Genomic DNA, 24,118 nt, shown 5'->3' on the forward strand with positions numbered 1-24,118 from the left:
ATTCCACTATATGCGCCGCAACATTGCGCTTTCGGGTGCTTTGTTCACCGGCCCCAGCTGGACGACATCCCGGCCGTGGGCGACCCGTTTCCTCAAGATCGAAAGGAAAAACACGATGTCGATCACTGCCGAGCGCAAGTCGGAACTGATGGCAGAATTCGCGACCGTCAAGGGCGACACCGGTTCGCCGGAAGTCCAGGTTGCCATCCTCTCCGAGCGCATCAAGAACCTGACCGAGCACTTCAAGGACCACAAGAAGGACAACCACTCCCGTCGTGGTCTTCTGGCGCTCGTCTCCCAGCGTCGCAGCCTGCTTGACTACCTCAAGCGCAAGGACGACGCCCGTTATCAGACGCTGATCGACAAGCTCGGTCTCCGCCGCTGATGAATTGACCGGCGGGTTCTCCGCGAAGGGAACCCGCCGGTCGTGCATTCGGGCTGCCGATCCGGCGGTCCATCGGTCCGATCCCGCCACAGGGGCAGGGTCGCACCGAAAACGGTTCCGGAGCGCCACGCTGACGCGCCCGAACCGCCCATGGACGGTCATGGGGCAGGATTGCAGGACGTTCGGTCGGCCGCTTCTGAGCGGCCAGCATCTTCGCCGAGCCTCTTGTTGTCTTGCCCGTGGCTGGCCAAACCGAAGCCAGGCGCACAGCCCCCAGTCGAAGCCATGAGGCTTCCGGGCTGGCGCCAAACAGGGACCAGGCGCGCCGCATGGCGGCTTCCGCCGTTCCCGCTACGAAGGACAGGACATGTTCAACCAACACAAAGTCGAAATCGAATGGGGCGGCCGTCCGCTCATCCTCGAGACCGGCAAGATCGCGCGTCAGGCCGACGCCGCCGTTCTCGCCACCTATGGCGAGACCATCGTGCTTGCCACGGTCGTTTCGGCCAAGGAGCCGAAGCCGGGCTTCGATTTCTTCCCGCTGACCGTCAACTACCAGGAAAAGACCTACGCCGCCGGCAAGATCCCGGGTGGCTACTTCAAGCGTGAAGGCCGTCCGAGCGAGAAGGAGACCCTGGTCTCCCGCCTCATCGACCGTCCGATCCGCCCGCTCTTCGCCGATGGCTACAAGAACGACACCCAGATCGTCGTCACCGTCGTCCAGCACGACCTCGAGAACGATCCGGACATCCTGTCGATCGTCGCCACCTCGGCCGCGCTGACGCTTTCGGGCGTGCCCTTCATGGGCCCGATCGGCGGCGCCCGCGTCGGTTACATCAACGGCGAGTTCGTGCTCAACCCGCACATCGACGAGATGCAGGAATCGAAGCTCGACCTCGTCGTCGCCGGCACCGGCGAAGCCGTTCTGATGGTCGAGTCGGAAGCCCAGGAGCTGCCGGAAGACATCATGCTCGGCGCCGTCATGTTCGGCCACAGCGGCTTCCAGCCGGTCATCGACGCCATCATCAGGCTGGCCGAAGTGGCCGCCAAGGACCCGCGCGACTTCACCGCGCCGAGCTACTCCGAGCTCGAGACCGAGATGCTGGCCATCGCCGAGGCCGATCTCCGCGCCGCCTACAAGATCATCGACAAGCAGGCCCGCTACGCCGCCGTCGACGCCGCCAAGGCCAAGGTGAAGGCTGCCTTCGCCGCCGAGGGCGAAGAGGCTCCGAAGTGGTCGGCCGAGCAGGTCGCCACCGTGTTCAAGGAACTCCAGGCCAAGATCGTGCGCTGGAACATCCTCGACACCGGCTCGCGCATCGATGGCCGCGACCTCAAGACGGTCCGCGCGATCGTGTCCGAAGTCGGCGTCCTGCCGCGCACCCACGGTTCGGCGCTGTTCACCCGCGGCGAGACCCAGGCGCTGGTCGTCGCCACGCTGGGCACCGGCGAGGACGAGCAGTACGTCGACGCGCTCACCGGCATGTACAAGGAGAAGTTCCTCCTTCACTACAACTTCCCGCCCTACTCGGTCGGCGAGACCGGCCGCATGGGTTCGCCCGGCCGCCGCGAGATCGGCCACGGCAAGCTCGCCTGGCGCGCCGTCCGCCCGATGCTGCCGGCCGCCGAGCAGTTCCCCTACACGCTGCGCGTCGTCTCGGAGATCACCGAGTCGAACGGCTCGTCGTCGATGGCCACCGTCTGCGGCACCTCGCTGGCGCTGATGGACGCGGGCGTTCCGCTGCAGAAGCCGGTTGCCGGCATCGCCATGGGCCTGATCAAGGAAGGCGAGCGCTTCGCGGTCCTCTCCGACATCCTGGGCGACGAGGATCACCTCGGCGACATGGACTTCAAGGTGGCCGGCACCGCCGGCGGCATCACCTCGCTGCAGATGGACATCAAGATCAGCGGCATCACCGAGGAGATCATGAAGATCGCCCTCGACCAGGCCAAGGACGGCCGCATCCACATCCTCGGCGAAATGGCCCATGCCATCTCCGAGGGCCGCAAGGAACTGGGCGAGTTCGCGCCGCGCATCGAGGTCATGCAGATCCCGACCGACAAGATCCGCGAAGTGATCGGCTCGGGCGGCAAGGTCATCCGCGAGATCGTCGAGAAGACCGGCGCCAAGATCAACATCGAGGACGACGGCACGGTCAAGATCGCTTCGTCGAACGCCAAGGAGATCGAGGCGGCCAAGAAGTGGATCCACACCATCGTGGCCGAGCCGGAAGTCGGTGAGATCTACGAGGGCACGGTCGTCAAGACCGCCGACTTCGGCGCCTTCGTCAACTTCTTCGGCCCGCGCGACGGCCTGGTCCACATCTCGCAGCTTGCCAACGACCGCGTTGCCAAGACCTCGGATGTGGTCAAGGAAGGCGACAAGGTCTGGGTCAAGCTGATGGGCTTCGACGAGCGCGGCAAGGTCCGCCTGTCCATGAAGGTCGTCGACCAGGCCACCGGCAAGGAAATCGCCAAGGAAAAGAAGGCCGAAGGCGAAGAAACCGCCGCCTGATTGCCTCGACAGCCGACATGAGGCGGGCGCGGCCGTAAGGTCGCGCCCGTTTTGCTTTGCGGGTAGGTCTGCAATATATGGCCGTCACCCACCTCCGCTTCGCTCGGCCACCCTCTCCCGTTGGGGGAGGGGCGAGAGCCAACGCATCGAGGAGGAAGCCTAGGAACTCAAATGCGTGACGCACTGAAAACCCTGTTCCATCCCTTCGAGGCCGAGGCGGTAGCATTGCCGGCAAAGGGGTCGCGGGCGCTGTTCCTCGGCGCCGAGCCGGGGTTCAGGCTGCCGGACGGTTTTGACGCCGGGCTCGAGCTTGTCCAGGGATTCCGCCCCCACTTCCTGTCGCTGCAGTCGGCCGGGCATCATGTGACCCAGCGTGCCGAGGGCGAGGGCTACGAACTGGCTCTGGTGCTGGCCGGCCGTCATCGCGGCCTCAACGAGCTGCGCATCGCCGAGGCCATCGAGCGCACGGGCGAGGGCGGGCTGATCGTCGTCGCCGGCGGCAAGGACGACGGCATCGCCAGCCTGCGCAAGCGGATCGGCGGCCTCGTCGACATCGTCGACCACCTGCCCAAATATCACGGCGCGGCGTTCTGGTTCCGCCGTGACGAGGCAGCAGTCGCCGCTGCGGCAGCACTCCGTGCGGACAATCCCGAAACCCTGGTCGATGGCCGGTTCCGCACCGCGCCCGGCATGTTCTCGTTCGACCGCGTCGACACCGGTTCCAGGCTCCTGGTCGAGCATCTGCCGGCCGACATCAAGGGTGCCGTCGCCGACTTCTGCGCCGGCTGGGGTTATGTCGCGGCCGAGGTTTTCGCGCGCGCGAAGGAACTCAAGGCGCTCGACCTCTTCGAGGCCGACTACGAGGCGCTGGAAGCGGCCAGGGCTAACGTTCCCGCCGGCTCGGTCGAGCCGGGCTTCTTCTGGCGCGACCTCGCCAGGGAGCCGGTCGAGCGCCGCTATGACGTGGTGGTGATGAACCCGCCTTTCCACCAGGATCGCGACGCCGATCCCGAGATCGGCCAGCGCATGATCCGCGCGGCATCAGCCGCGCTCAAGCCGGGCGGGCGGCTGTTCATGGTCGCCAACCGGCATCTGCCCTACCAGCCTGTGCTGGCGGCGGCTTTTGCCTCGCATCAGGAGCTGGCGGTGGAAAACGGCTTCAGGGTCTGGACGGCGCGTCGCTGACGTCGATCAGTGCAGGCTCGCCGGCTGGGCAGCCGGCGCCTGGTTGAGCACCAGCGGGGCGGGGCGGCCGAACAGATAGCCCTGCACGACCTGGCAGCCTGCCGCGCGCAGCAGCGTCGCCTGGGTCTCGGTTTCCACGCCTTCGGCGATGGTGCGCACGCCAAGCGCGCGCGAAAGCCCAACGATGGTCGACACCACGGCGCCCGAATTCGTGTCCGTCTCCATGCGGCTGACGAAGGCGCGGTCGATCTTGAGCTTGTGGAAGTTGAAGTCGATCAGATAGGCGAGGTTCGAATAGCCGGTGCCGAAATCGTCGACGGCCACCGAAATGCCCATGGCGGTCAGCTGCTTGAGGATTTCCGCCGCCCGGTCGCGATCCTGCATCATCGCCGATTCGGTCAGCTCGAGTTCCAGGCGCCTGGGCTCGATGCCCGTGTCGGTGATGATCTTGGCGACGAGGCCGACGAAGTCGCGGGTCATGAACTGCACCGGCGAGATGTTGACGGCCACGAAGCAGTCGTCCGGCAACAGCCGGGAGTCGATGCAGGCCTTGCGCAGCACCCATTCGCCGATCGGCGCGATCATGCCTGTCTCCTCGGCGACGGAGATGAAATCGGACGGGGGGATCATGCCGCGCTCGGGGTGGTGCCAGCGGATCAGCGCCTCGTAGCCGACGATGCGGCCCGCCGCGAGGTCGAGCTGCGGCTGGTAGTGCAGGTCGAAGTCGCCGCGCTCCAGCGCGACGTGCAGCTCCGATTCCACCCACTGACGCTGTTCGGCGACCTTGCCCATGTCCGGCTGGAACACGGCCCAGCTGCCGATACCGCTGGCACGGGCGTTCTGCAGCGCGAGGTTCGAGCGGCGCAGCAGCTGGACGGGGTCGTAGCCATCCTTGGGCATCGCCACCACGCCGATCGAGACGTTCACCGACTGGACGTGGGAGGGCAGCGGATAGGGCCGCATCAGGTCTTCGATGACCCGCTCGATGGTGGCTTCCAGCGATCCGTCGACCTGGCTGTCGGGGCAGAGGATGGCGAACTCGCCGGCGCCGATGCGTCCCACCACCACGTCGCGTGGCAAGGCGGCCGCCAGCCGTTCCGTGAAGGCGCGAATCAGCGCGTCGCCGTTGCAATAGCCGATGGCATCGTTGATCTGCTTGAAGCGGTCGATGTCGACGTCGATCAGGAACACCGGCCTGCCGGTGCGCGCGGTGGCCGAGGCGGCCTCGGCGATCTTGCCGACCATGGCGGTGCGGGCGAACAGCCCGGTCAGCTTGTCGAAGTTGGTTTCGTTGAAGACGTAGTCGGCGGATTCGTCGACGCCGGCGAAGAACGACATCGCAGCGAGCGAGGCAGCCAGTGCGCATAGCGCGGCGATGATGGCGGCGACCGTCTCGCCCTGCAGGCCGGCAACCTGGCCGCCGAACACGTAACGCATGCCCCATACCGATAATACGAAGGCGCCCAGCCCCGAACTGGCGATCGTCACGAGCCGAAACAACTTGCTCCGGCTGGGGTTCCTGGCGGCAGGCATGCGTAGTGTTTCCCAACTTGCGCGGTTTTTCTACCGATTCGCGAGTTAAGGTCGCTTGCTGCGAATGTCTACAATTTTAGCGAACGGCCGATTTCTCAGTCGCGGCCGCCGTCCATCTGCTTGAGTTCGTCCAGCGTCGGCATCGAGACGATGTGGTAGCCCGAATCGACATAGTGGATCTCGCCGGTCACGCCCGAAGACAGGTCCGACAGCAGGTAGAGCGCCGACCCGCCGACCTCGTCGAGGGTGACGGTGCGGCGCAGCGGCGAATTGCGCTGCTGGTAGGAGAACATGTGGCGCGCATCCGAGATGCCGGCGCCGGCAAGCGTGCGCACCGGGCCGGCGGAGATGCCGTTGATGCGGATGCCGCGCGGGCCGTAGTCGTTGGCGAGATAGCGCACGCTGGCCTCGAGACCGGCCTTGGCCACGCCCATGACGTTGTAGTTGGGCATGACGCGCACCGAGCCGGCATAGGTCAGCGTGATCATCGAGCCGCCCTCGTTCATCAGCGCTGCCGCATGCTTGGCGACCTCGGTGAACGAGAAGCAGGAGATCACCATGGTGCGCACGAAGTTCTCGCGCGTGGTGTCGGCGTAGAGGCCCTTGAGCTCGTTCTTGTCGGAGAAGCCGATGGCGTGCACCAGGAAGTCGATGCCGCCCCACTTTTCCTTCAGCGTCTCGAAGGCAGCCGCCACCGATGCGCTGTCCTCGACGTCGCAGGGCACCAGGATCTCGGCGCCGACCTTCTCGGCCAGCGGCTTGACGCGGCGGCCGAAGGCCTCGCCCTGATAGGTGAAGGCCAGCTCGGCGCCGTGCTCGGCGAGCTTCTGGGCAATGCCCCAGGCAATGGAGTGGTCATTCGCGACGCCCATGATGAGCCCGCGCTTGCCCTTCATCAGTCCGTCCATATTGGTGTCCCTATGCGGAGAGGCGCTGGAAAACGAGCGTGGCGTTGGTGCCGCCGAAGCCGAAGGAATTGGACAGCACGGTGTCGATCTTGGCGTTGTCGATGCGCTTGCGCACGATCGGCATGCCCTCGAATTCCGGATCCAGCTCGTCGATATGGGCGCTTTCGCCGATGAAGCCGCCCTGCATCATCAGGATCGAGTAGATCGATTCCTGCACGCCGGCGGCACCCAGCGAGTGGCCGGTCAGCGACTTGGTGGAGGTGATGTTCGGCATCTTGTCGCCGAACACCTCGCGGATCGCGCCCATTTCCTTCGAATCGCCCACCGGCGTCGAGGTCCCGTGGGTGTTGATGTAGTCGACAGGGCCCTTCACCGTCGACAGCGCCTGGCGCATGCAGCGCATGGCGCCTTCGCCCGAGGGGGCGACCATGTCGTAGCCGTCGGAGGTCGCGCCGTAGCCGACCAGCTCGCAGTAGATCTTGGCGCCGCGCGCCTTGGCGTGTTCGAGCTCTTCGAGCACCAGCACGCCGGCGCCGCCGGCGATGACGAAGCCGTCGCGGTTGACGTCATAGGCGCGCGAGGCGACCGAGGCGCGGTCGTTGTACTTGGACGACATCGCGCCCATGGCGTCGAACAGGTTCGACATGGTCCAGTCGAGGTCTTCGTGGCCGCCGGCGAACATGACGTCCTGCTTGCCCCACTGGATCATCTCGGCGGCGTTGCCGATGCAATGCGCCGAGGTCGAGCAGGCCGACGAGATCGAATAGTTGACGCCGTGGATCTTGAACCAGGTGGCGAGCGTCGCCGAGGCCGTCGAGGACATCGCCTTCGGCACGGCGAACGGTCCGATGCGCTTGGGGCTGTTGTTCTTCTGCGTGATCTCGGCTGCCTCGACGATCGTGCGGGTCGAGGGGCCGCCCGAGCCCATGATGATGCCGGTGCGCGGGTTGCCGGAAACGACGCTCTCCTCGAGGCCGCTGTCGGCGATCGCCTGCTTCATCGCGACATGGTTCCACATGCCGCCCTGCGACAGGAAGCGCGCGGCACGACGGTCGACCAGGTCGGTCGTGTCGAGGTTGGGCGCACCCCAGACCTGGCACTTGAAGCCGTGCTCGGCGAAGGATTCGGAGAAGCTGATGCCGGACTTGGCGTCACGCAGCGAGGCTGTCACCTCGTCGGCGTTGTTGCCGATGGACGATACGATGCCAAGGCCCGTTACGACGACACGTCTCATGAAAATCTCCGGTCCAGTGTATGGGGCCAATCAGGCGGCCGCAGTTTCCTGCTTCGAGAGCCCGACCTTGAGGTCTATGGCCTTGTAGATAGGTTCGCCGTCGGCCTTCAACCAGCCATCGGCGATGCCCAGCACGAGGCGGCCGCGCATGACGCGCTTGAAGTCGATGCCGTATTCGACCTTCTTGACCGAGGGCGTGACCATGCCCTTGAACTTCACCTCGCCGGTGGAGAGCGCCATGCCCTTGCCCTGCTCGCCGAGCCAGCCGAGGTAGAAGCCGGTCAGCTGCCACATGGCGTCGAGGCCGAGACAGCCTGGCATGATGGGATTGCCGATGAAATGGCAGGGGAAGAACCAGAGGTCCGGCCTGATGTCGAACTCGGCGCGGACGAAGCCCTTGTCGAATTCGCCGCCGGTCTCGCTGATTTCGGTGATGCGATCGAACATCAGCATCGGCGGAGCAGGCAGCTGGGCATTGCCCGGTCCGAACAGTTCGCCGCGGGCGCAGGCCAGCAATTCCTCGTAGCCGTAGCTGGACTTCTGATCGGCCATGAATACCTTCCCCGTCTAAGTTCTCGGGCGGCATCACGCCCTTCTCGTGTGCTTTCACTAGCACAGACTGTCTCCGGCCGGAAACCGGCGTTTGCGCTTAGCGCGACCATCTGCCCCGGTCAATGCGCGCTATTGATCGCATGTGAGCTACCGAATATATGTCGAAAATGGCTTGCCGGCAGAATATCCGGGCTCGGCGGGCCTCGCATGAGTGAAAAAGGCGAACTTCGGCGAGGCGACAGGTGGACTCCCGCAAGGCATGCATGGCTGTGGAAACGCGCGTCCGCGACGCGGGGCTGAGGCCCACGCGGCAGCGCATCGCGCTGGCTGAACTTCTGTTCGCCAAGGGTGACCGTCATCTGTCGGCCGAGGAGCTGCACGAGGAAGCTCTGAACGCCGGCGTGCCGGTGTCGCTCGCCACCGTCTACAATTCGCTGCACCAGTTCACCGAGGCCGGCCTGCTGCGCATCCTGGCCGTCGAGGGGGCGAAGACCTACTTCGACACCAACACCTCGGACCATCACCACTTCTACGTCGAGGGCGAGAACCGGGTGTTCGACATCGAGTCGAGCGCGGTCACCGTCTCCAACCTGCCGGAGCCGCCGGAAGGCATGGAGATCGCCAATGTCGACATCGTGGTGAGGCTGCGCTCCAAGCGCCCCGCCTGACGGGTCCGGCCGACAGGCCCGGGCAGCCCGCCTTGCGGGCAATCCCTCAGTTGTCGATCGCCTCGCCGGGATAGGCGCCCCAGAGCTGCGACTGGGCGAGCCAGCCATCCTTGCCGGCGAAGGTCATCTCGCACCATTCGCCGTTGCAGCGCTTGATCGACCCGACGACGCCGGGTTCGATGAGGGCCACGGTACGTGCATTCTTCTCGGGCTCGGAGAGCAGGGTGATCTGGGCGTCCTTGCCGCGTTGCCAGGGGGCGGCGATCGCGGTGCGATGGCCCGACAGCATCGACTGGTTGATCCAGCTCTCGGCGCCGTCGGCGTCGCGGACGCGCCGCCAGTTGTCGTATTCCTGGATGATCTCCATCGGCAGGCCGGGCTTGAGGTACATCCAGTCCACCGCGTAGGTCACGCCGGGGCCGACACGCGAATTGACCTTGGCGGCCTTGAGACTGACGAATCGCGGCAGCGGCAGGCCGCTCGGGCCGACCCGGCTGTCCTGCGCCGCGCCCGCCTCGGCGATGAAACCGGCATTCGGCGAAACCAGGGCCAGACCGACCAGTGCTGCGCAGACGGTCAAACGAAGCGACGCGAAACCAGACACCTGTGTAACCTCTATTTGATCTTCGCGCCCTGGGCTCTTCAGCCGGCGGGCGCCCCTTTTTCTTTGTCTTCGGCGGCGCTGCTTGTTACACAGATTCCCGTCCGGTGACTGGTTTCCAGTTTCACCGCTCTTGGTTAAAGAGGTCTCAACGGGATCTTCGTCGAGGAAAGCATGACCGGCCGGAAAAAGCCTCTCGTCGTCATCACGCGCAAGCTGCCGGACCCGGTGGAGACGCGCATGCGCGAGCTGTTCGACGCTCGGCTCAACGTCGACGACCGGCCCATGACGCAGCCGGAACTGGTCGCGGCGGTGAAGGAGGCCGACGTGCTGGTGCCGACGGTCACCGACACGATCGACGCGGCGCTGATCGAGCAGGCCGGTCCCAATCTCAAGCTGATCGCCAATTTCGGCAACGGCGTGGACAAGATCGACGTCACCGCCGCCGCCAAGCGCGGCATCACCGTCACCAACACGCCGAACGTGCTCACCGAAGATACGGCCGATATGACCATGGCGCTGATGCTGGCCGCGCCGCGCCGCCTCACCGAAGGCGCCAACATCCTCGCCGGCGAGAAAAAATGGGCCGGCTGGTCGCCCACCTGGATGCTCGGGCGCCGCATCTGGGGCAAGCGTCTGGGCATTGTCGGCATGGGGCGCATAGGCACCGCGGTCGCCCGCCGCGCCAAGGCCTTCGGGCTCTCCATCCACTACCACAACCGCCACCGCGTGCTGCAGTCGGTGGAGGACGAGCTGGAGGCGACCTATTGGGAAAGCCTCGACCAGATGCTTGCCCGCATGGACATCATCTCGATCAACTGTCCGTCGACGCCGGCGACCTTCCACCTGCTTTCGGGCCGCAGGCTGGCGCTGATGCAGCCGCACGCCTATCTCGTCAACATCGCCCGCGGCGACATCATCGACGAGGAAGCGCTGGTCAAGATGCTGCAGGACGGAAAGCTCGCCGGCGCTGCGCTCGACGTGTTCGAGCACGAGCCGGCGGTCAACCCGAAGCTGCTCAAGCTTGCCGCCAAGGGCAAGGTGGTGCTGTTGCCGCACATGGGCTCGGCCACCATCGAAGGCCGCATCGACATGGGCGAGAAGGTCATCATCAACATCCGTGCCCATGTCGACGGGCACCGCCCGCCGGACCGCGTCCTGCCGCTGCGGACCTGACGGCGCCACCGGCCAGCGCTCTGCCTATGCCCGCTGGGGGAGCCCGCGCCTTCAGCCTTCCAGGTCGCGCTTCAGCCGGTCCAGTATCGACATGGCGTGGCTCGCGTATTCGCCGATCCAGCGGTCGTGGATTTCCTTGATCGGCATCGAGTTGAGGTGGTTCCAGCGCTCTCGCCCCTCGCGCCTCGCCACCACCAGCTCGGCATCTTCCAGAACCTTCAGATGCTGCATCACGGTGCAGCGGTCCATGTCGTCGAAGCGCTCGCACAGGGCCCCCGTCGTCAGCGGGCCATCCTTCAGGCAATCGAGCATCAGGCGCCGGCGCGGATGAGCCAGGGCCTTGAAAACATTGTCGTCTTTCGATTCGATTGACATGTTATGTTTTTATAACATATTGTTCCCGGGTGCAAGCAGAAGGAGGTTCCAATGTCCCTGGGGTTCAAGGTTTCGGGGCGCATCGCCAAGCCCGTCCACGAGGTGTTCGACGCCGTCGTCAACCCGAAGAAGCTCAGCGCCTATTTCACCACCATCCGCGGCGCCAGCGCGCCGCTTGTCACCGGCACCACCGTCACCTGGTGGGGCTCGGTGCCGGTCGAGGTCGAGGCTGTGGAGCAAGACAAGCGCATCGTGCTGCGTTGGGACGCCGAGGTGGCGCAAGGCCAGCCAGCCTACAAGACCAGGATCGAGATGGGCTTCGAGGTGCTCGAGGACGGCGCGACCTTCGTCACCATCTCGGAATCCGGCTGGGTCGAGGACGAGGTCGGCCGCAAGGCGTCCTACGGCAATTGCGAGGGCTGGGCCGAGATGCTGTCGGCGATGAAGGCCTGGCTCGAATACGGCATCAACCTGCGCGAGGGTTTTTATCCGAGCGAGATGCGCGGCGAACTGCCGACCGCCAGCGAACGCAAATGATCGCCTGGTGCGGGAGACGACCGTGACAGCCGAAGACCCGGCAAAAGGTATCAGGCTTTCGGTCGACCTGCCGGTGCCGGCCGAAATCGCCTGGTCGCTGATCACCGACAACGCCCATATCGCCCGCTGGTGGGGCGCCTACGCGACGCTGGAGCCCGTCCTGGGCGGCAGCTTCCGCGAAACCTGGAGCAACGGCAGCCGCGAGGTGGTGACCTCGGGCCGCGTGCTCGCCTTCGAGCCGCCGGCGCGCCTCCTGCTGAGCTGGACCGACGACGACTGGCCGGGCGCGACCGCCGTCGCCTTCGCCGTCTCCGAAGCGCCCGCGGGCGCCCGCGTCGGGCTGGTCCATGACGGCTGGCAGGTCCACCCGGGGACGCAGCGTGCCGAACTCATGGCCGACCACGCCGCCGGCTGGCGGCATCACCTCGACAATCTTGCGGCCCATGCCGCGAGGCTCGCCGCCACCTGAAACGAAAACGGCGGGCATTTCGCCCGCCGCTCATGTCTCCGGTCAGTGGCCGCCGGTGCCCTGGCGCTTCCGCGCCCGGTTCCGCTGCAGCATGTTCAGGCCCTCGACCAGCGCCGAGAAGCCCATGGCCGCATAGATGTAGCCCTTCGGCACGTGGACGCCGAAGCCGTCGGCGATCAGCGTCATGCCGATCATCAGCAGGAAGCCCAGCGCCAGCATCACGATGGTCGGGTTCTTCTCGATGAACTTGGCGAGCGGGGTCGCGGCCAAGAGCATCACCGAAACCGCGACGATGACGGCGATGTACATGATGCCGATCTCGTCGGTCATGCCGACGGCGGTGATGATCGAGTCGATCGAGAACACCAGGTCGAGCAGCAGGATCTGGAAGATGGCGCCGCCCAGCGACAGCTGCAGCGTGCGCGAGACCATGTCGTCCTTGTGGTCCTCGGGGTCGACCGAATGGTGGATCTCCTTGGTCGCCTTCCAGACGAGGAACAGGCCGCCGGCGATCAGGATGATGTCGCGCCAGGAGAACTCGTTGCCGAATGCGGTGAAGACCGGCGCCGTCAGCGCGACGATGAAGGAGATCGTCGCCAGCAGCACCAGGCGCATCACCAGCGCGGCGCCGATGCCCAGCCGCCGTGCCGACGCCCTTTGCTGTTCGGGCAGCTTGTTGGTCAGGATCGAGATGAAGATCAGGTTGTCGATGCCGAGCACGACCTCGAGCACCACCAGCGTCAGCAGCGCCACCCAGGCGGTGGGATCGTTGATGAAGCCGATATACGGTGTCAAAAATTCCATCATCTAGGTGTCCCCAGTCCTTATGAAGTGGTCAGAATGGCAAACGAGCGGCGTTGCGGCCGCTCTAACATCTGCTGACGATGGGCGGGCAAGTAGGCATCCACCGGCCGCGCGTCAATGTCAGGACCAGAAAAACGGGACGGTTTCTTCGAGCCGCGGCCCGCGGCGCAATGGCGCGATGCGCTCGGCGAGCCCCGTCCGGTCGGAAATGTCGACGCCGACGCCGCAGATGGTGGCCGGGCCGTGGGCGGCCTCGAAGCGGCCCTTCGGCACTTTCGACAGGAAGCGGTTCAGCGGCTCCTCCTTGTCCATGCCGAGCGAGGAATCGTAGTCGCCGCACATGCCGGCGTCGGTCAGATAGGCGGTGCCGCCGTTGAGGATCTGGTGGTCGGCGGTCGGCTGGTGGGTGTGGGTGCCGACGACCAGGCTGGCGCGGCCGTCGACGAAATGGGCGAAGCACATCTTCTCGCTCGTCGCCTCGGCGTGGAAGTCGATCACCACCGCGTCGGCCTGCTCGCCCAGCGGGCAGGCGGCCAGTTCGCGCTCGCCGGCCTGGAACGGGTCGTCGAGTTCGGGATGCATGAACACCCGGCCCATGATGTTGGAGACCAGCACGCGCGCGCCGTTCCTGGCGATGTAGACGCCCGAGCCGCGGCCCGGGGTGCCCTTGGGAAAGTTCGCCGGCCGCAGGAAGCGTTCTTCCCGCGGCGCAAAGGTCAGCGCCTCGCGCTGGTCCCAGACGTGGTTGCCGGTGGTCACCACGTCGGCGCCGGCATTGATCGTCTCGCGGAAGATCTCCTCGGTGATGCCGAAGCCGCCGGCGGCGTTCTCGCCGTTGACGATGACGAAATCGAGCCGGAAATCCGAAATCAGGCCGGGCAATTGCTCCCAGACCGCCGTGCGGCCCGACTTGCCAACCATGTCGCCGAGAAAAAGAAGTCGCATGACCTCATCTACAATTCAGGGGCGAAGCGACGCAACCCGCTTTCGGTCAGGATTTCGGGGATGATGACGTCATGGTTTTCGTCCGGTACCCGCTCGACCTCCTGGCAGTCGAAGGCGATGCCGACGAGCCGCGGCTCCTTGCCCTTGTCCTGCAGCTTGGCGATCGCCCGGTCGTAATAGCCGGCGCCGTAGCCGATGCGATGGCCGCGCCCGTCGAAGGCGGCCAGCGGCACCAGCATGATGTCGGGGTCGAGCACCTGGGCCTCCTCGTGCGGCCCGACGGTGCCGAAGCCCATGTCGACCATCGGCGCGCCATGCACGAGTTCGCGGAAGACGATGGTGGTCTTGTCGAGGATCGCCGGCAGGCACAGCCGCGCGCCGTGCTCGCGCAGCGCAAACATCATCGGCCGCACGTCGACCTCCGAGCGCATCGGCCAGAACCCGGAAACGACCGTGCCGGGTTCGATCGTTATGTTGTCGCGTGCCATCTCGGCCATTTCGAGCGAGGCCTCGATGCGCCAGAACTCGTCGAGCGCGTCGCGTCGCGCCAGCGCTTGCTTGCGCAGGTTCTTCTTGATCTCGCGATGTGAGGTCATGCCGGCACTCTACTCGTTCTCTTGGCGTTGCCCGTGTTTGGCACACCGGCTGCCGCGACGGCAACGCGGAATTCGCCGCAAACAGGGCGTGGGTGGGCAGGTTTTATCTGGGCGGGGAGGGTGACGATCCACACGACCGGTGGAGAAGTCGATCCCGGAGACCTACAAAGTAGGTGGGCGCCGTATGGAAAAACCCACGGGTCTTCCCAGGGACAGCTCCCTAAGGATCGTTAAGGCCCCGGGGAAAATGCTCTCCTGCCGCGAGGCGCAGACCGTCGAAGCCAATATAGGCGCTCCGTTCGCGATGCGCCATGGCGATGGCGCTTGCCGTGCAACGATATTTGCGGTGCCGGGCGCGATCCCCTTATGGGAGAAGGTGGATTGGCGCGTAGCGCCAAGACGGATGCGGGGTGCTGGAAGAAACGAACGGTTGCAGCATAGAGCGCACTCAGGTTCAACACATGAGAGCTGCGTTCCGTCCAGCACCCCTCATCCGCCCTCACTTCGTTCAGGCACCTTCTCCCACAAGCGGAGAAGGGACGTCGCGCTTGCCCCACCGGCCACTCCTCCCTAGTGTCGCCGGCAAGGTTATGGAGCTTCGCATGCGCTTTGAAGGAACGGCGGCCTATGTCGCCGACAGGGATCTGATGGTGGCGGTCAACGCGGCGATCGCGCTGGAGCGGCCGCTGCTGGTCAAGGGCGAGCCCGGCACCGGCAAGACCGAGCTCGCCCGCCAGGTGGCCGCCGGCCTCGGCGTCGAGATGATCGAGTGGAACGTCAAGTCCACCACCAGGGCGCAGCAGGGGCTCTACGAATATGACGCCGTGTCGCGGCTGCGCGACAGCCAGCTCGGCGACGACCGCTTCAACGACATCGGCAACTACATCAAGCGCGGCAAGCTGTGGGACGCCTTCGCCGCGGAGAAGAAGGTCGTGCTCTTGATCGACGAGATCGACAAGGCCGACATCGAGTTCCCCAACGACCTGTTGCAGGAACTCGACCGCATGGAGTTCTTCGTCTACGAGACCGGCGAGACGGTGCGCGCCAAGGTTCGGCCCATCGTCATCATCACCTCGAACAACGAGAAGGAGTTGCCGGACGCCTTCCTGCGCCGCTGCTTCTTCCACTACATCCGCTTCCCCGACGTCGACACGCTGCACAGGATCGTCGAGGTCCACTATCCCGGCATCAAGCAGAACCTGGTGCGGGCCGCACTCACCCAGTTCTACGAGATCCGCGACACCGCCGGCCTCAAGAAGAAGCCCTCCACGTCGGAAGCGCTCGACTGGATCCGCCTCCTCGTCGCCGACGACGTGGCGCCCGAGGACCTGCGCGCCGACCCCAGGAACGCGCTGCCCAAGCTGCACGGCGCCCTGCTCAAGAACGAGCAGGACGTGCATCTGTTCGAGCGGCTGGCCTTCATGGCGAGACGTCAGGGTTGAGGCGCGGCCCCGCAGACGCAGATCGCGTTTGAAGATACCCCCACCCCTGACCCCTCCCCACAAGGGGGAGGGGGATTTCTTCTCCGCCGGCACTGAAGGCACTGGTCGTTGGCCGGACTTGCGCCCAAGGTTCCCCTCCCCCTTGTGGGGAGGGGTCAGGGGTGGGGGTACCCACGCACGCGGGCTTGGACGGCCAATACATAGACCTGCCCCCTCCAAGCCCGCCGCAAATCGGCCAGCGCTTTCCCGCGCCGTGGACCGTTGGCCGCGCAGCCGTGCTCGGGCAGGGTCGCCGCAACCGACGCATTCACGGAAGGCAAGGCCATGACCGACATCACCATCCGCCCGCTCGTGCTTGCCGACCATGAGGATTGGCGCCGCCTGTGGACCGCCTATCTCGATTTCTACAACACGGTGCTGTCGGAGAAGATCTACCAGCTCGCCTGGAAGCGCCTGTTCAGCGACGGCGAGTTCGAGCCCAAGGGCCTGATCGCCGTCGTGGACGGCAAGGCGGTCGGCCTGACGCACTATCTCTACCACCGCTCGGGGTGGTCAGAGGCCAACAATTGCTACCTCCAGGACCTGTTCGCCGACCCGGCGGCGCGCGGCAAGGGGATTGGGGCGGCCCTCATCGAGGCCGTCAGGCAGGAAGCGGCCAAGGCCGGCGTCACCAACGTCTACTGGATGACGCACGAGACCAACGCCACGGCGCGCAAGCTCTACGACCGCGTGGCGCGGCGCACCGGCTTCATCGAATACGACCTGCTCTGACCATTGCGGCGACGCGTGTCCTGGGGCCGGCGGCGGCGAGCCTCAGCTCGTCGCCTTCGCCAGCCAGGCGTTCCAGGTGTCCTCGTTGCCGTAGAAGACGTTGAGGTCGATCTTGCCTTCGACGCCGTGCGACAGGCCCGAGCCCGAATACTGCCAGAACACCCACTTGCGGCCGGGATAGACCTTCGAAGGCGGCTGGGCCACGGCGCGCAGCCAGAACGGATAGTCGAGGAACTCGCCCTTGAGGTTGTCGCGGTAGAAGTCGGGCGCCGTGTAGATGATCGGGCGCTGGCCGTAATAGCGCTCCAGCCGGTCCATGAAGACCTGCATCTTCTCGATGATCGTCTCGCGCGGCAGGCGCCGCTTGCAGCTCGACTCGCCATTGTATTCGACGTCGATGACCGGCGGCAGCGCGCCCTCGACCCTCGGCACGTTGCGGATGAACCAGTCGGCCTGCTCGCCGGCGGTGCGGCACCAGTAGAAGAAGTGATAGGCGCCGCGGCGCAGGCCGGCGGCCCCCGCCTCGCGCCAGTTCTCCTTGAACATCGGGTCGAGGTAATCGCCGCCGTCGGTCGCCTTGATGTAGGCGAAGTTGGCGCCCTGCGTCCTCAGCTTCGGCCAGTCGATCTCGCCCTGCCAGCGCGACACGTCGACGCCGTGCACGGCAAAGTTCTTGGGCGACATGGCCTTGCCGAAATTGATCGGCTTGGCGTCGCGGAAGCGGCGGCCGTAGATCTGGCCGGGCGCGAACGGCGTGGCGCGCATCGGGTTCGACGGCGAGACCAGCGCGATCGGCTTGGCGTCCGGGGTCGGGGTGTCGTCGAGTTCGATGACCGGCGCGGCCATCGCCACCTCGACCGGCGCTTCCGTCACGACGGCCTCCGGCACGGGCGGTGCCGCCAGCAGCCCCTGGCGCGGCATCGGCGCGGCCATCGCCTGCTGCACCATCGGAGCCGGAGCCGCGGGCGCCGCCGCGACGTCGGCCGCGGGGATCGGGCTTGCGGGCCGGGCGATGGAGCTCGTCGTTTCCCTCGACGGTGCCGACGACATGATGTCGCTCAGCCCCAGGCTCGAGGTGCAGCCTGCCAGGGTCATGCTGGCGAGAATGATCGCAGACGCGGTTGAAAAACGCATGATACCCGTACGCAAAAGCAACTCGGGTCGAAGGCAGACTCGCCCCCGCTTCCCCACTGACGGGAATTGCTAACGGGAAATTACCAAGAAAGACTGAATCCGATCTTTACTTTAATTAGATTCCAGCTGTTGCAACCTTGCCGAAGGGTCGGACCTTTGGCCGGTCTTGCCAGGACGCGGCATCGCCGACGGGCTTGCCTGCCGGCGCGCGCGCAAGCAAAGTGCCTGCCATGTTCATACCCTTCTTCCTCGAGCTCAAGGCGGCCAAGGTTCCGGTGTCGCTGCGCGAATACCTGACCCTGCTCGAAGGGCTGGGTGCCGATCTCGTCAACTATGACGTCGAGGGCTTCTATTATCTCGCCCGCGCGGCGCTGGTGAAGGACGAGCGCCACATCGACCGTTTCGACCAGGTCTTTTCCCGTTATTTCAAGGGTGTCGAGGCGGTGTCGGGCGAGGGCGGCGTCGATGCCGCCAACATCCCCGAGGAATGGCTGCGCAGGCTCGCCGAAAAGACCCTCACCGACGAGGAGAAGAAGCTGGTCGAGGCGCTCGGCGGCTTCGAGAAGCTGATGGAGACGCTGAAGCAGCGGCTGGAAGAGCAGAAGGGCCGCCACCAGGGCGGGTCCAAATGGATCGGCACCGCCGGCACCTCGCCCTTCGGCGCCTATGGCTACAACCCGGAGGGCGTGCGCATCGGGCAAGCCGAGAGCCGCCACCGCCGCGCGGTGAAGGTTTGGGACAAGCGCGAATTCAGGAATTTCGACGACCAGGTCGAACTCGGCACGCGCAACATCAAGGTGGCGCTCAAGCGTTTGCGCCGCTGGGTGCGCGAGGGCGCCGAGGAAGAGCTCGACCTGCCCGGCACCATCCACGCCACCGCCGATCACGGCTATCTCGACGTGAAGACGCGCCCCGAGCGGCGCAACGCGGTGAAGCTGCTGATGTTCTTCGACGTCGGCGGCTCGATGGACGACCACATCAGGAGCGTGGAGGAGCTGTTCTCGGCGGCGCGGGCCGAGTTCCGCCAGCTCGAATACTTCTACTTCCACAATTGCCTCTACGAAGGCGTGTGGAAGGACAATCGCCGCCGTCATTCCGAGGTCTTGCCCACGCTCGACGTGCTGCACAAATACGGGCACGACTACAAGGTCATCTTCGTCGGCGACGCCTCGATGAGCCCCTACGAGATCGCCTATGCCGGCGGCTCGGTCGAGCACTGGAACCCCGAGCCGGGCGCGGTCTGGCTGCGCCGCGTGCTCGACCAGTGGCCGAACGCCGTGTGGCTCAACCCGACCCGGGAGAAGCACTGGAGCTATACGAGCTCGATCAGGATGATCTCGGACATCTTCGCCAACCGCATGTACCCGCTGACACTGGCGGGCCTGGAGGCGGCAACCAGGCAATTGTCGCGCAAGCATTGACGGGCCGCCCAGTTCACCGTGAAGTGATGCACTGTCGCGCAAAAGCGCTCGTACCTATCTGTGCGATGAAGACATTTGAGCGTGGGAGACCATGAGCATGGACAGCAAGACCTATCCCGTCACCCGCACCGACGCCGAATGGCGCGCGATGCTGACGCCGGAGCAATACCAGGTGATGCGGCACCACGGCACCGAGCGGCCGGGCAGCTGTGCCCTGCTTTACGAGAAGCGCGCCGGCTCCTTCACATGCGCCGGCTGCGACCAGCCCCTGTTTGAATCCAAGCTCAAGTTCGAGAGCGGCACCGGCTGGCCGAGCTTCAACGACCCGGTCGACGGGTCGGTCGAGACCACCGTCGACCGCAGCTACGGCATGATGCGAACGGAAGTGCATTGCGCCAATTGCGGCAGCCACCTCGGCCACGTCTTCCCCGACGGTCCGCCGCCCACCGGGCTGCGCTACTGCATCAACGGTGTCGCGCTGAACTTCGAGCCCGCTGGCTAGAGCAGGCTGGCGAGGACGATCCACAGCGTTGCGCTCAGCTTCAACGCGTTGGCGTTGGGCGCCGCGGTCATGTCGGCGGTCCTGAGCACGCTGCCATAGAGGAACAGGTTGTAGGGCAGCGGCGCGAGATGCACCGCAAACGCCCACCATATCGGCAGTTTTGCGGCGAGGATGAGCAGGGCCACGACCGTCGTGGCGACGTTGATCAGGCTGCCGACACCGATCATGTCGCGCCAGAACAGTTGGCCGAGGGGCACTTCGCCGTGCCAGCGGCGCAAGAAGAATGCCGCAAGGCCGCCGCCGACGGGTCCCGCATTGTCCGAAGGATGAAGCCGCCCGGTATCCGTCATGGCCTGACCCCATGCTGTTGCCGCACTTGCAACAGTCTACCACCCGATTAGGGCATCATATCAGTCGTCTTTACAAGTGCGCCAAAGGTCTTGTTCTGCAACAAGGTGAACGATTGCAAAGCATTCCGGTTCCCGCCGTCGTTCACCTCCTTGCCCCCGCACGCCCTTGGCTCGTGCTTGCGTTTCATTTCAGCCGGTTGAGGTCGGCGGCGCGGTTGTCGATGATCGCTTCCATGGAAAAGAAGCCGGTCACCGTCGCCAGGTCGAAATTGGTGATGAGCTTCTGGTAGAAGGCATCGTATCCGCGCATGCCCCGCGTCACGACCTTGATCAGGTAGTCCCAGTCGCCACCGATGCGGTAGAAGTCGATCACCTCCGGCAGGCGCTCCACATGCTTGCGGAAGTCGTCGGCCCATTCCTTCGAATGGTGGCGGGTGCGGATCATCACGAAGACGGTGAGGTCGTAGCCCAGCGCCGCCACGTCGATGTCGGCATGGGTGCCGCGGATCAGGCCGGTGGTGTTCAGCCGCTGCAGCCGCCGCCAGCAGGCGTTTTGCGACAGCCCGACGCGCTCGGCCAAATCGCGCTGCGAGATCGAGCCGTCCTTCTGGAGGCACGACAGGATCTTGCGATCAATTTCATCGATCTTTTCCATTCTAGCAATCAGATGACACAAATTGCCTGCGCTGTCGCGAGAAAACGATAATGTTTCTCCACTGAAACGCGATTAGACTCTTCGTCCATACCGTCGGGAACGGTTTTTGGAAGAGGAGCGCGCGAAATGTCTGGCACCACCGGTTTGCTGCAAGGGTTCAGGGAGAGCCTTGCTGCCGGCGATACGGTATCGGCGCTGCAGGCCGGGCTGGTCGGCCAGAACGCCAGGATCGAAGGGCCGTTCGGCACCAGGACGCTCGTCTATGCCGACTACGTCGCCTCCGGCCGGGCGCTGATGCAGATCGAGCGCTTCATCCTCGAGGAAGTGCTGCCCTACTACGCCAACAGCCATACCGAGGCCTCCTACTGCGGCGGCTTCATGACCCGCCTGCGCCGCGAGGCGCGCGCGGTCGTCGCCGATTGCTGCGGGGCCACCAGGGAACACGCCGTCGTCTTCGCCGGCTCAGGTGCCACGGCGGGCCTCAACCGGCTGGTCAAGCTGCTCGGCGTCGCCGATGCGATGGCGCAGGGCAAGCGCGTGCGCGTCATCATCGGGCCCTACGAGCACCATTCGAACATCCTGCCCTGGCGCGAAAGCGGCGCCGAGGTGATCGAGATCGCCGAGGCCGCGTCGGGCGGCCCCGACCTGGCGATGCTCGATGCGGCGCTCGCGGTCGAAGCCGACCTCAAGGTCTGCGCCTTTTCCGCCGCCTCCAACGTCACCGGCATCGTCACCGACGTCGCCGGCGTCACCCGCAGGATCAAGGCCGCAGGTGCCAAGGCGGTGTGGGACTATGCGGGCGGCGGACCTTATTTGCCCATCGCCATGTCGCCTGCCGAAGGCGCCGAGATCGACGCGCTCGTCGTCTCGCCGCACAAGTTCATCGGCGGGCCGGGAGCGTCGGGCGTGCTGATCGTTCGCCGCGATGCGGTGACGACCACGAAGCCGTCCTGGCCGGGCGGCGGCACCGTCAAGTTCGTCTCGTCGACGGCGCACGACTACAGCGACAGCCTCGAAACGCGCGAGGAGGCGGGCACGCCCAACGTCGTCGGCGACATCCGCGCCGCGCTGGCCTTCCTGGTCAAGGAGGCGATCGGTGTCGACGCCATGCAGGCGCGCAACGCCGAGCTTACCCGCCGCGCGGTCGCGGCCTGGCAGGGCGTGGATCGGCTGGAACTGCTGGGCTCGCTCGAACCCGGCCGGTTGCCGATCTTCTCGTTCCGGGTGCGCAACGGCCAGGGCGGCTACGTTCACCAGCAGCTCGTCACCCGGATGCTGAGCGACCGGTTCGGCATCCAGGCGCGCGGCGGCTGCGCCTGCGCCGGCCCCTATGTGCATCGGCTGCTCGCCATCGGCGAAGAGGAATCGCAGCGGATGCGCGCGGCGATTCTCGCCGGCGACGAGATGAAGAAGCCCGGCTTCACCCGGCTCAACTTCAGTGTCCTGCTCAGCGAGGACAAGATCTCCTTCATCCTTGATTCGGTCGCGCAGCTCGCCGGCGACGCCGCGCGCTACGAAGGCCAGTACGACCTCGATCCGGGCCGGGCCATCTTCTCCCCGCGCAGCGTCGAAATGGCCATGGCGGTTTAGCGGCAACTTGGCAGGACCACCCACAACGAAAAACGCCGGCATTGCTGCCGGCGTTTTGCATTCCGAAAGGAACCGGCGGCCTCAGGCCATGCCGAGGGCGGCCTTGTAGAGGTCGAGGATCGATTCTTCTTCCGCTCGCTCGTTCTGGTCCTGCTTGCGCAGGCGGATCAGCGTGCGGATCGCCTTGGTGTCGAAGCCGGTGCCCTTGGCCTCGGCATAGACGTCCTTGATGTCGTCGGCGATGGTCTTCTTCTCTTCCTCGAGGCGCTCGATGCGCTCGATGAAGGCGCGCAGCTGGCCGGCGGCAACAGTCTGGCTGGTCTCGGTGATTTCGTCGGCCATGGGGCACTCCGCGAACTTGTGACTGGGAAAGGCGCTGAGTCGTGCGCCACGGAATTTCGGCGGGTTCGATGCCTGATGATGCGTGGAGGGTCAAGGGCAAGCCGTGGCGCAACCGACACATCGCGGCGGAATCGGTGGTTCAGTGGTCCTTCGGGCGGTTGGCCTCGAAGGCTGCCTTCTGGGCGTCGGTCGCCTCGCGCTGGTGCTTCGCCTGCCATTCGGCATAGGGCATGCCATAGACGATCTCGCGCGACGCTTCCTTGGAAAGCTCGACGCCGGCCGCGCCGGCGGCATCGCGATACCAGTTGGACAGGCAGTTGCGGCAGAAGCCGGCGAGGTTCATCAGGTCGATGTTCTGGACGTCCGAGCGCTCGCTCAGATGTTCGAGCAGACGGCGGAAGGCGGCTGCCTCGAAGTCGCGCTTCTGCGCCTCGGTGAGATCGACCATCCTGTCCTCCTTCACAGCGGCCCGGTGCGCGAGCCGAATTGCCTGACCTCGTGTATATCGGGCCGCCGGTTGATGGCGTCAACGATGGGTTCCAGCCGCCCGGCCCAGGCGGCGGCGCCGGCCTCGTCGCCGATCAGGTCCTGGCGGATCTCGATCAGGGCATGGGCGAAGCCGTTGACGATGGCGTGGCGGAACATGGTGTCGCCGCGCAGCGCGCCGTCATAGGGCTCGTTGTCGCCGACCACCAGGGCAGGGTCTTCCGCCAGCATCTCGATCAGCGGCCAGGCGGCGCGGTGGTCCATGTCCCAGAGCACGCCCGCATGCCACGGCCTGGCGCGGCCCTGCATCACCGGCGTGAAGGAGTGGATCGACAAGAGGAACGGCGCGGTGCCGGTGCTCTGGTGCACCGAGGCGACCATGGCGCCGACGGCGTCGTGGTAGGGACGGTAGAAATTGTCGAGGCGCCGTTCGCGCTCCTCGTCCGACATCGGGTAATTGCCCGGAATGACCGAGCCGTCATAGAGCTGGCGGATCAGGGTGGGGTCGTCCTCGCCGCGATTGGGGTCGATCAAGAGCCGCGAGAAATTGGCCAGCACCGCCGGCACGCCGAGCAGCGCCGCCAGCCTGCGCGTCACCTGTTCGGCGCCGATGTCGTAGGCGATGTGGCGGTCGAATTCCTCCGGCGGGAGACCGAGATCGCCATATTCCTGCGGAAGGTCGCGGCGGGCATGGTCGCAAATCAGCACGAGGCCTTGGCGGCGGTCGCCTTCGACGATGTCGAAAGGGGCAAAAAGGGCTGTTCGCGTCATCGGCGGCAATTTGTCCTTGGGCGGTCCCGCGGGCGCCGGCGCGACCGGCGCTGCGGTGGGGATATGTGCTAACGCCGTTGTTTTGCCAACCTTTTTTCGAATATGCCAGATGGGGCGGCAAATCACGCGGGACGCGCTCATCTAAATCGATTGGATAAGCTCATTGCCGCG

At 65.5% G+C, this 24,118-nt stretch carries 27 protein-coding genes and 1 other RNA gene; 12 read left to right on the forward strand and 16 right to left on the reverse strand.

Annotated elements, in window-relative coordinates; translation table 11 throughout:
* Positions 1-10 precede the first annotated feature (10 nt).
* The 3 genes from rpsO (at position 11) to PV773_RS11635 (ending at position 4,085) form a co-directional block, all read left to right on the forward strand.
* The gene (rpsO, locus tag PV773_RS11625) at positions 11-385 is read left to right on the forward strand and encodes a 30S ribosomal protein S15 (protein ID WP_340037890.1); all 375 of its coding nucleotides are present in this window, start codon (positions 11-13) and stop codon (positions 383-385) included.
* A 367-nt stretch (positions 386-752) separates the two neighbouring features.
* Positions 753-2,900: a polyribonucleotide nucleotidyltransferase gene (gene pnp / locus PV773_RS11630; protein ID WP_347966487.1), complete on the forward strand. Its 2,148-nt coding sequence runs from the start codon at positions 753-755 to the stop codon at positions 2,898-2,900.
* 171 nt (positions 2,901-3,071) lie between these two features.
* On the forward strand, positions 3,072-4,085 hold the full coding sequence (locus PV773_RS11635; protein WP_347966488.1) for a class I SAM-dependent methyltransferase: 1,014 nt from the start codon (positions 3,072-3,074) through the stop codon (positions 4,083-4,085).
* A gap of 6 nt (positions 4,086-4,091) precedes the next feature.
* Here PV773_RS11635 and PV773_RS11640 read toward each other — a convergent pair whose 3' ends face one another.
* The 4 genes from PV773_RS11640 to fabA form a co-directional block, all read right to left on the reverse strand.
* On the reverse strand, positions 4,092-5,618 hold the full coding sequence (locus PV773_RS11640; RefSeq protein WP_347966489.1) for a bifunctional diguanylate cyclase/phosphodiesterase: 1,527 nt from the start codon (positions 5,616-5,618) through the stop codon (positions 4,092-4,094).
* Positions 5,619-5,713: 95 nt separating this feature from the next.
* Positions 5,714-6,526: an enoyl-ACP reductase FabI gene (gene fabI / locus PV773_RS11645; protein ID WP_347966490.1), complete on the reverse strand. Its 813-nt coding sequence runs from the start codon at positions 6,524-6,526 to the stop codon at positions 5,714-5,716.
* Positions 6,527-6,536: 10 nt separating this feature from the next.
* Positions 6,537-7,760: a beta-ketoacyl-ACP synthase I gene (gene fabB, locus PV773_RS11650; RefSeq protein ID WP_347966491.1), complete on the reverse strand. Its 1,224-nt coding sequence runs from the start codon at positions 7,758-7,760 to the stop codon at positions 6,537-6,539.
* Positions 7,761-7,790: 30 nt separating this feature from the next.
* A complete protein-coding gene (fabA, locus tag PV773_RS11655) occupies positions 7,791-8,312 on the reverse strand; it encodes a 3-hydroxyacyl-[acyl-carrier-protein] dehydratase FabA (RefSeq protein WP_347966492.1) in 522 nt (173 codons plus the stop codon).
* 263 nt (positions 8,313-8,575) lie between these two features.
* On the opposite strand from fabA, the gene irrA reads away from it, so the two are divergent.
* Entirely contained in the window at positions 8,576-8,980 is a 405-nt protein-coding gene (gene irrA / locus PV773_RS11660) for an iron response transcriptional regulator IrrA (protein WP_340037883.1), read from the forward strand.
* A gap of 46 nt (positions 8,981-9,026) precedes the next feature.
* Here irrA and PV773_RS11665 read toward each other — a convergent pair whose 3' ends face one another.
* On the reverse strand, positions 9,027-9,584 hold the full coding sequence (locus tag PV773_RS11665) for an SH3 domain-containing protein (RefSeq protein ID WP_347966493.1): 558 nt from the start codon (positions 9,582-9,584) through the stop codon (positions 9,027-9,029).
* A gap of 171 nt (positions 9,585-9,755) precedes the next feature.
* Between PV773_RS11665 and PV773_RS11670 the strand changes: the two genes are divergently transcribed.
* Entirely contained in the window at positions 9,756-10,757 is a 1,002-nt protein-coding gene (locus tag PV773_RS11670; RefSeq protein ID WP_347966494.1) for a D-glycerate dehydrogenase, read from the forward strand.
* A gap of 51 nt (positions 10,758-10,808) precedes the next feature.
* Here the strand turns inward: PV773_RS11670 and PV773_RS11675 are convergent, their stop codons facing one another.
* Positions 10,809-11,132 carry a metalloregulator ArsR/SmtB family transcription factor gene (locus PV773_RS11675; RefSeq protein ID WP_347966495.1) on the reverse strand — a complete coding sequence of 108 codons (324 nt, stop codon included), beginning with the start codon at positions 11,130-11,132 and terminating at the stop codon, positions 10,809-10,811.
* Between the two features lie 51 nt (positions 11,133-11,183).
* Between PV773_RS11675 and PV773_RS11680 the strand changes: the two genes are divergently transcribed.
* Complete coding sequence (locus PV773_RS11680; protein ID WP_347966496.1) at positions 11,184-11,669, forward strand: SRPBCC domain-containing protein; 486 nt, start codon at positions 11,184-11,186, stop codon at positions 11,667-11,669.
* Between the two features lie 22 nt (positions 11,670-11,691).
* Positions 11,692-12,138: an SRPBCC domain-containing protein gene (locus PV773_RS11685; RefSeq protein ID WP_347966497.1), complete on the forward strand. Its 447-nt coding sequence runs from the start codon at positions 11,692-11,694 to the stop codon at positions 12,136-12,138.
* A 42-nt stretch (positions 12,139-12,180) separates the two neighbouring features.
* Here the strand turns inward: PV773_RS11685 and PV773_RS11690 are convergent, their stop codons facing one another.
* From PV773_RS11690 to ssrS, 4 genes are all read right to left on the reverse strand, one after another.
* Positions 12,181-12,945, reverse strand: coding sequence for a TerC family protein (locus tag PV773_RS11690; RefSeq protein ID WP_347966498.1), 765 nt, complete (start codon positions 12,943-12,945; stop codon positions 12,181-12,183).
* Positions 12,946-13,062: 117 nt separating this feature from the next.
* Positions 13,063-13,887, reverse strand: coding sequence for a YmdB family metallophosphoesterase (locus PV773_RS11695; RefSeq protein ID WP_340037874.1), 825 nt, complete (start codon positions 13,885-13,887; stop codon positions 13,063-13,065).
* A gap of 8 nt (positions 13,888-13,895) precedes the next feature.
* A complete protein-coding gene (locus PV773_RS11700; protein WP_347966499.1) occupies positions 13,896-14,483 on the reverse strand; it encodes a 5-formyltetrahydrofolate cyclo-ligase in 588 nt (195 codons plus the stop codon).
* 121 nt (positions 14,484-14,604) lie between these two features.
* Positions 14,605-14,760: non-coding RNA, 6S RNA (gene ssrS / locus PV773_RS11705), on the reverse strand.
* A gap of 325 nt (positions 14,761-15,085) precedes the next feature.
* On the opposite strand from ssrS, the gene PV773_RS11710 reads away from it, so the two are divergent.
* Entirely contained in the window at positions 15,086-15,925 is an 840-nt protein-coding gene (locus PV773_RS11710) for a MoxR family ATPase (protein ID WP_347966500.1), read from the forward strand.
* A gap of 324 nt (positions 15,926-16,249) precedes the next feature.
* Positions 16,250-16,696, forward strand: a complete 447-nt coding sequence (locus PV773_RS11715) for a GNAT family N-acetyltransferase (RefSeq protein WP_347966501.1) — start codon at positions 16,250-16,252, stop codon at positions 16,694-16,696.
* Between the two features lie 42 nt (positions 16,697-16,738).
* Here PV773_RS11715 and PV773_RS11720 read toward each other — a convergent pair whose 3' ends face one another.
* Positions 16,739-17,830, reverse strand: a complete 1,092-nt coding sequence (locus PV773_RS11720; protein ID WP_347966502.1) for a GH25 family lysozyme — start codon at positions 17,828-17,830, stop codon at positions 16,739-16,741.
* Positions 17,831-18,060: 230 nt separating this feature from the next.
* Here PV773_RS11720 and PV773_RS11725 point away from each other — a divergent pair, with 230 nt between their 5' ends.
* Positions 18,061-19,251, forward strand: a complete 1,191-nt coding sequence (locus PV773_RS11725) for a VWA domain-containing protein (RefSeq protein WP_347966503.1) — start codon at positions 18,061-18,063, stop codon at positions 19,249-19,251.
* Between the two features lie 97 nt (positions 19,252-19,348).
* Positions 19,349-19,753 (forward strand): peptide-methionine (R)-S-oxide reductase MsrB, encoded by a 405-nt coding sequence (gene msrB, locus PV773_RS11730; RefSeq protein ID WP_347966504.1) that lies wholly within the window; start codon positions 19,349-19,351, stop codon positions 19,751-19,753.
* On the opposite strand, the gene PV773_RS11735 is transcribed toward msrB, so the two are convergent.
* Both PV773_RS11735 and PV773_RS11740 read right to left on the reverse strand, forming a co-directional pair.
* Positions 19,750-20,103 (reverse strand): hypothetical protein, encoded by a 354-nt coding sequence (locus tag PV773_RS11735; RefSeq protein ID WP_347966505.1) that lies wholly within the window; start codon positions 20,101-20,103, stop codon positions 19,750-19,752. The two genes, msrB and PV773_RS11735, sit on opposite strands and share 4 nt — an antisense overlap.
* A 184-nt stretch (positions 20,104-20,287) precedes the next feature.
* A complete protein-coding gene (locus PV773_RS11740) occupies positions 20,288-20,758 on the reverse strand; it encodes an Lrp/AsnC family transcriptional regulator (RefSeq protein WP_347966506.1) in 471 nt (156 codons plus the stop codon).
* 126 nt (positions 20,759-20,884) lie between these two features.
* Between PV773_RS11740 and PV773_RS11745 the strand changes: the two genes are divergently transcribed.
* Entirely contained in the window at positions 20,885-22,348 is a 1,464-nt protein-coding gene (locus PV773_RS11745) for an aminotransferase class V-fold PLP-dependent enzyme (protein WP_347966507.1), read from the forward strand.
* A gap of 81 nt (positions 22,349-22,429) precedes the next feature.
* Here PV773_RS11745 and PV773_RS11750 read toward each other — a convergent pair whose 3' ends face one another.
* From PV773_RS11750 to PV773_RS11760, 3 genes are all read right to left on the reverse strand, one after another.
* Positions 22,430-22,690: a DUF2312 domain-containing protein gene (locus tag PV773_RS11750; RefSeq protein WP_347966508.1), complete on the reverse strand. Its 261-nt coding sequence runs from the start codon at positions 22,688-22,690 to the stop codon at positions 22,430-22,432.
* A 139-nt stretch (positions 22,691-22,829) separates the two neighbouring features.
* The gene (locus tag PV773_RS11755) at positions 22,830-23,138 is read right to left on the reverse strand and encodes a DUF1244 domain-containing protein (RefSeq protein ID WP_347966509.1); all 309 of its coding nucleotides are present in this window, start codon (positions 23,136-23,138) and stop codon (positions 22,830-22,832) included.
* Positions 23,139-23,149: 11 nt separating this feature from the next.
* On the reverse strand, positions 23,150-23,947 hold the full coding sequence (locus PV773_RS11760; protein WP_347966510.1) for an N-formylglutamate amidohydrolase: 798 nt from the start codon (positions 23,945-23,947) through the stop codon (positions 23,150-23,152).
* Between the last annotated feature and the right edge of the window lie 171 nt (positions 23,948-24,118).

This window comes from Mesorhizobium sp. CC13 (genome assembly GCF_039907765.1).
Taxonomy (GTDB): Bacteria; Pseudomonadota; Alphaproteobacteria; order Rhizobiales; family Rhizobiaceae; genus Aminobacter.

Coding starts and splice junctions, on each gene's coding strand:
- rpsO (WP_340037890.1), top strand. CDS start 11: ATGCGCCGCAACATTGCGCTTTCGGGTGCTTTGTTCACCGGCCCCAGC.
- pnp (WP_347966487.1), top strand. CDS start 753: ATGTTCAACCAACACAAAGTCGAAATCGAATGGGGCGGCCGTCCGCTC.
- PV773_RS11635 (WP_347966488.1), top strand. CDS start 3,072: ATGCGTGACGCACTGAAAACCCTGTTCCATCCCTTCGAGGCCGAGGCG.
- PV773_RS11640 (WP_347966489.1), bottom strand. CDS start 5,618: ATGCCTGCCGCCAGGAACCCCAGCCGGAGCAAGTTGTTTCGGCTCGTG.
- fabI (WP_347966490.1), bottom strand. CDS start 6,526: ATGGACGGACTGATGAAGGGCAAGCGCGGGCTCATCATGGGCGTCGCG.
- fabB (WP_347966491.1), bottom strand. CDS start 7,760: ATGAGACGTGTCGTCGTAACGGGCCTTGGCATCGTATCGTCCATCGGC.
- fabA (WP_347966492.1), bottom strand. CDS start 8,312: ATGGCCGATCAGAAGTCCAGCTACGGCTACGAGGAATTGCTGGCCTGC.
- irrA (WP_340037883.1), top strand. CDS start 8,576: ATGGCTGTGGAAACGCGCGTCCGCGACGCGGGGCTGAGGCCCACGCGG.
- PV773_RS11670 (WP_347966494.1), top strand. CDS start 9,756: ATGACCGGCCGGAAAAAGCCTCTCGTCGTCATCACGCGCAAGCTGCCG.
- PV773_RS11675 (WP_347966495.1), bottom strand. CDS start 11,132: ATGTCAATCGAATCGAAAGACGACAATGTTTTCAAGGCCCTGGCTCAT.
- PV773_RS11680 (WP_347966496.1), top strand. CDS start 11,184: ATGTCCCTGGGGTTCAAGGTTTCGGGGCGCATCGCCAAGCCCGTCCAC.
- PV773_RS11690 (WP_347966498.1), bottom strand. CDS start 12,945: ATGATGGAATTTTTGACACCGTATATCGGCTTCATCAACGATCCCACC.
- PV773_RS11695 (WP_340037874.1), bottom strand. CDS start 13,887: ATGCGACTTCTTTTTCTCGGCGACATGGTTGGCAAGTCGGGCCGCACG.
- PV773_RS11700 (WP_347966499.1), bottom strand. CDS start 14,483: ATGACCTCACATCGCGAGATCAAGAAGAACCTGCGCAAGCAAGCGCTG.
- PV773_RS11710 (WP_347966500.1), top strand. CDS start 15,086: ATGCGCTTTGAAGGAACGGCGGCCTATGTCGCCGACAGGGATCTGATG.
- PV773_RS11715 (WP_347966501.1), top strand. CDS start 16,250: ATGACCGACATCACCATCCGCCCGCTCGTGCTTGCCGACCATGAGGAT.
- PV773_RS11720 (WP_347966502.1), bottom strand. CDS start 17,830: ATGCGTTTTTCAACCGCGTCTGCGATCATTCTCGCCAGCATGACCCTG.
- PV773_RS11725 (WP_347966503.1), top strand. CDS start 18,061: ATGTTCATACCCTTCTTCCTCGAGCTCAAGGCGGCCAAGGTTCCGGTG.
- msrB (WP_347966504.1), top strand. CDS start 19,349: ATGGACAGCAAGACCTATCCCGTCACCCGCACCGACGCCGAATGGCGC.
- PV773_RS11735 (WP_347966505.1), bottom strand. CDS start 20,103: ATGACGGATACCGGGCGGCTTCATCCTTCGGACAATGCGGGACCCGTC.
- PV773_RS11740 (WP_347966506.1), bottom strand. CDS start 20,758: ATGGAAAAGATCGATGAAATTGATCGCAAGATCCTGTCGTGCCTCCAG.
- PV773_RS11745 (WP_347966507.1), top strand. CDS start 20,885: ATGTCTGGCACCACCGGTTTGCTGCAAGGGTTCAGGGAGAGCCTTGCT.
- PV773_RS11750 (WP_347966508.1), bottom strand. CDS start 22,690: ATGGCCGACGAAATCACCGAGACCAGCCAGACTGTTGCCGCCGGCCAG.
- PV773_RS11755 (WP_347966509.1), bottom strand. CDS start 23,138: ATGGTCGATCTCACCGAGGCGCAGAAGCGCGACTTCGAGGCAGCCGCC.
- PV773_RS11760 (WP_347966510.1), bottom strand. CDS start 23,947: ATGACGCGAACAGCCCTTTTTGCCCCTTTCGACATCGTCGAAGGCGAC.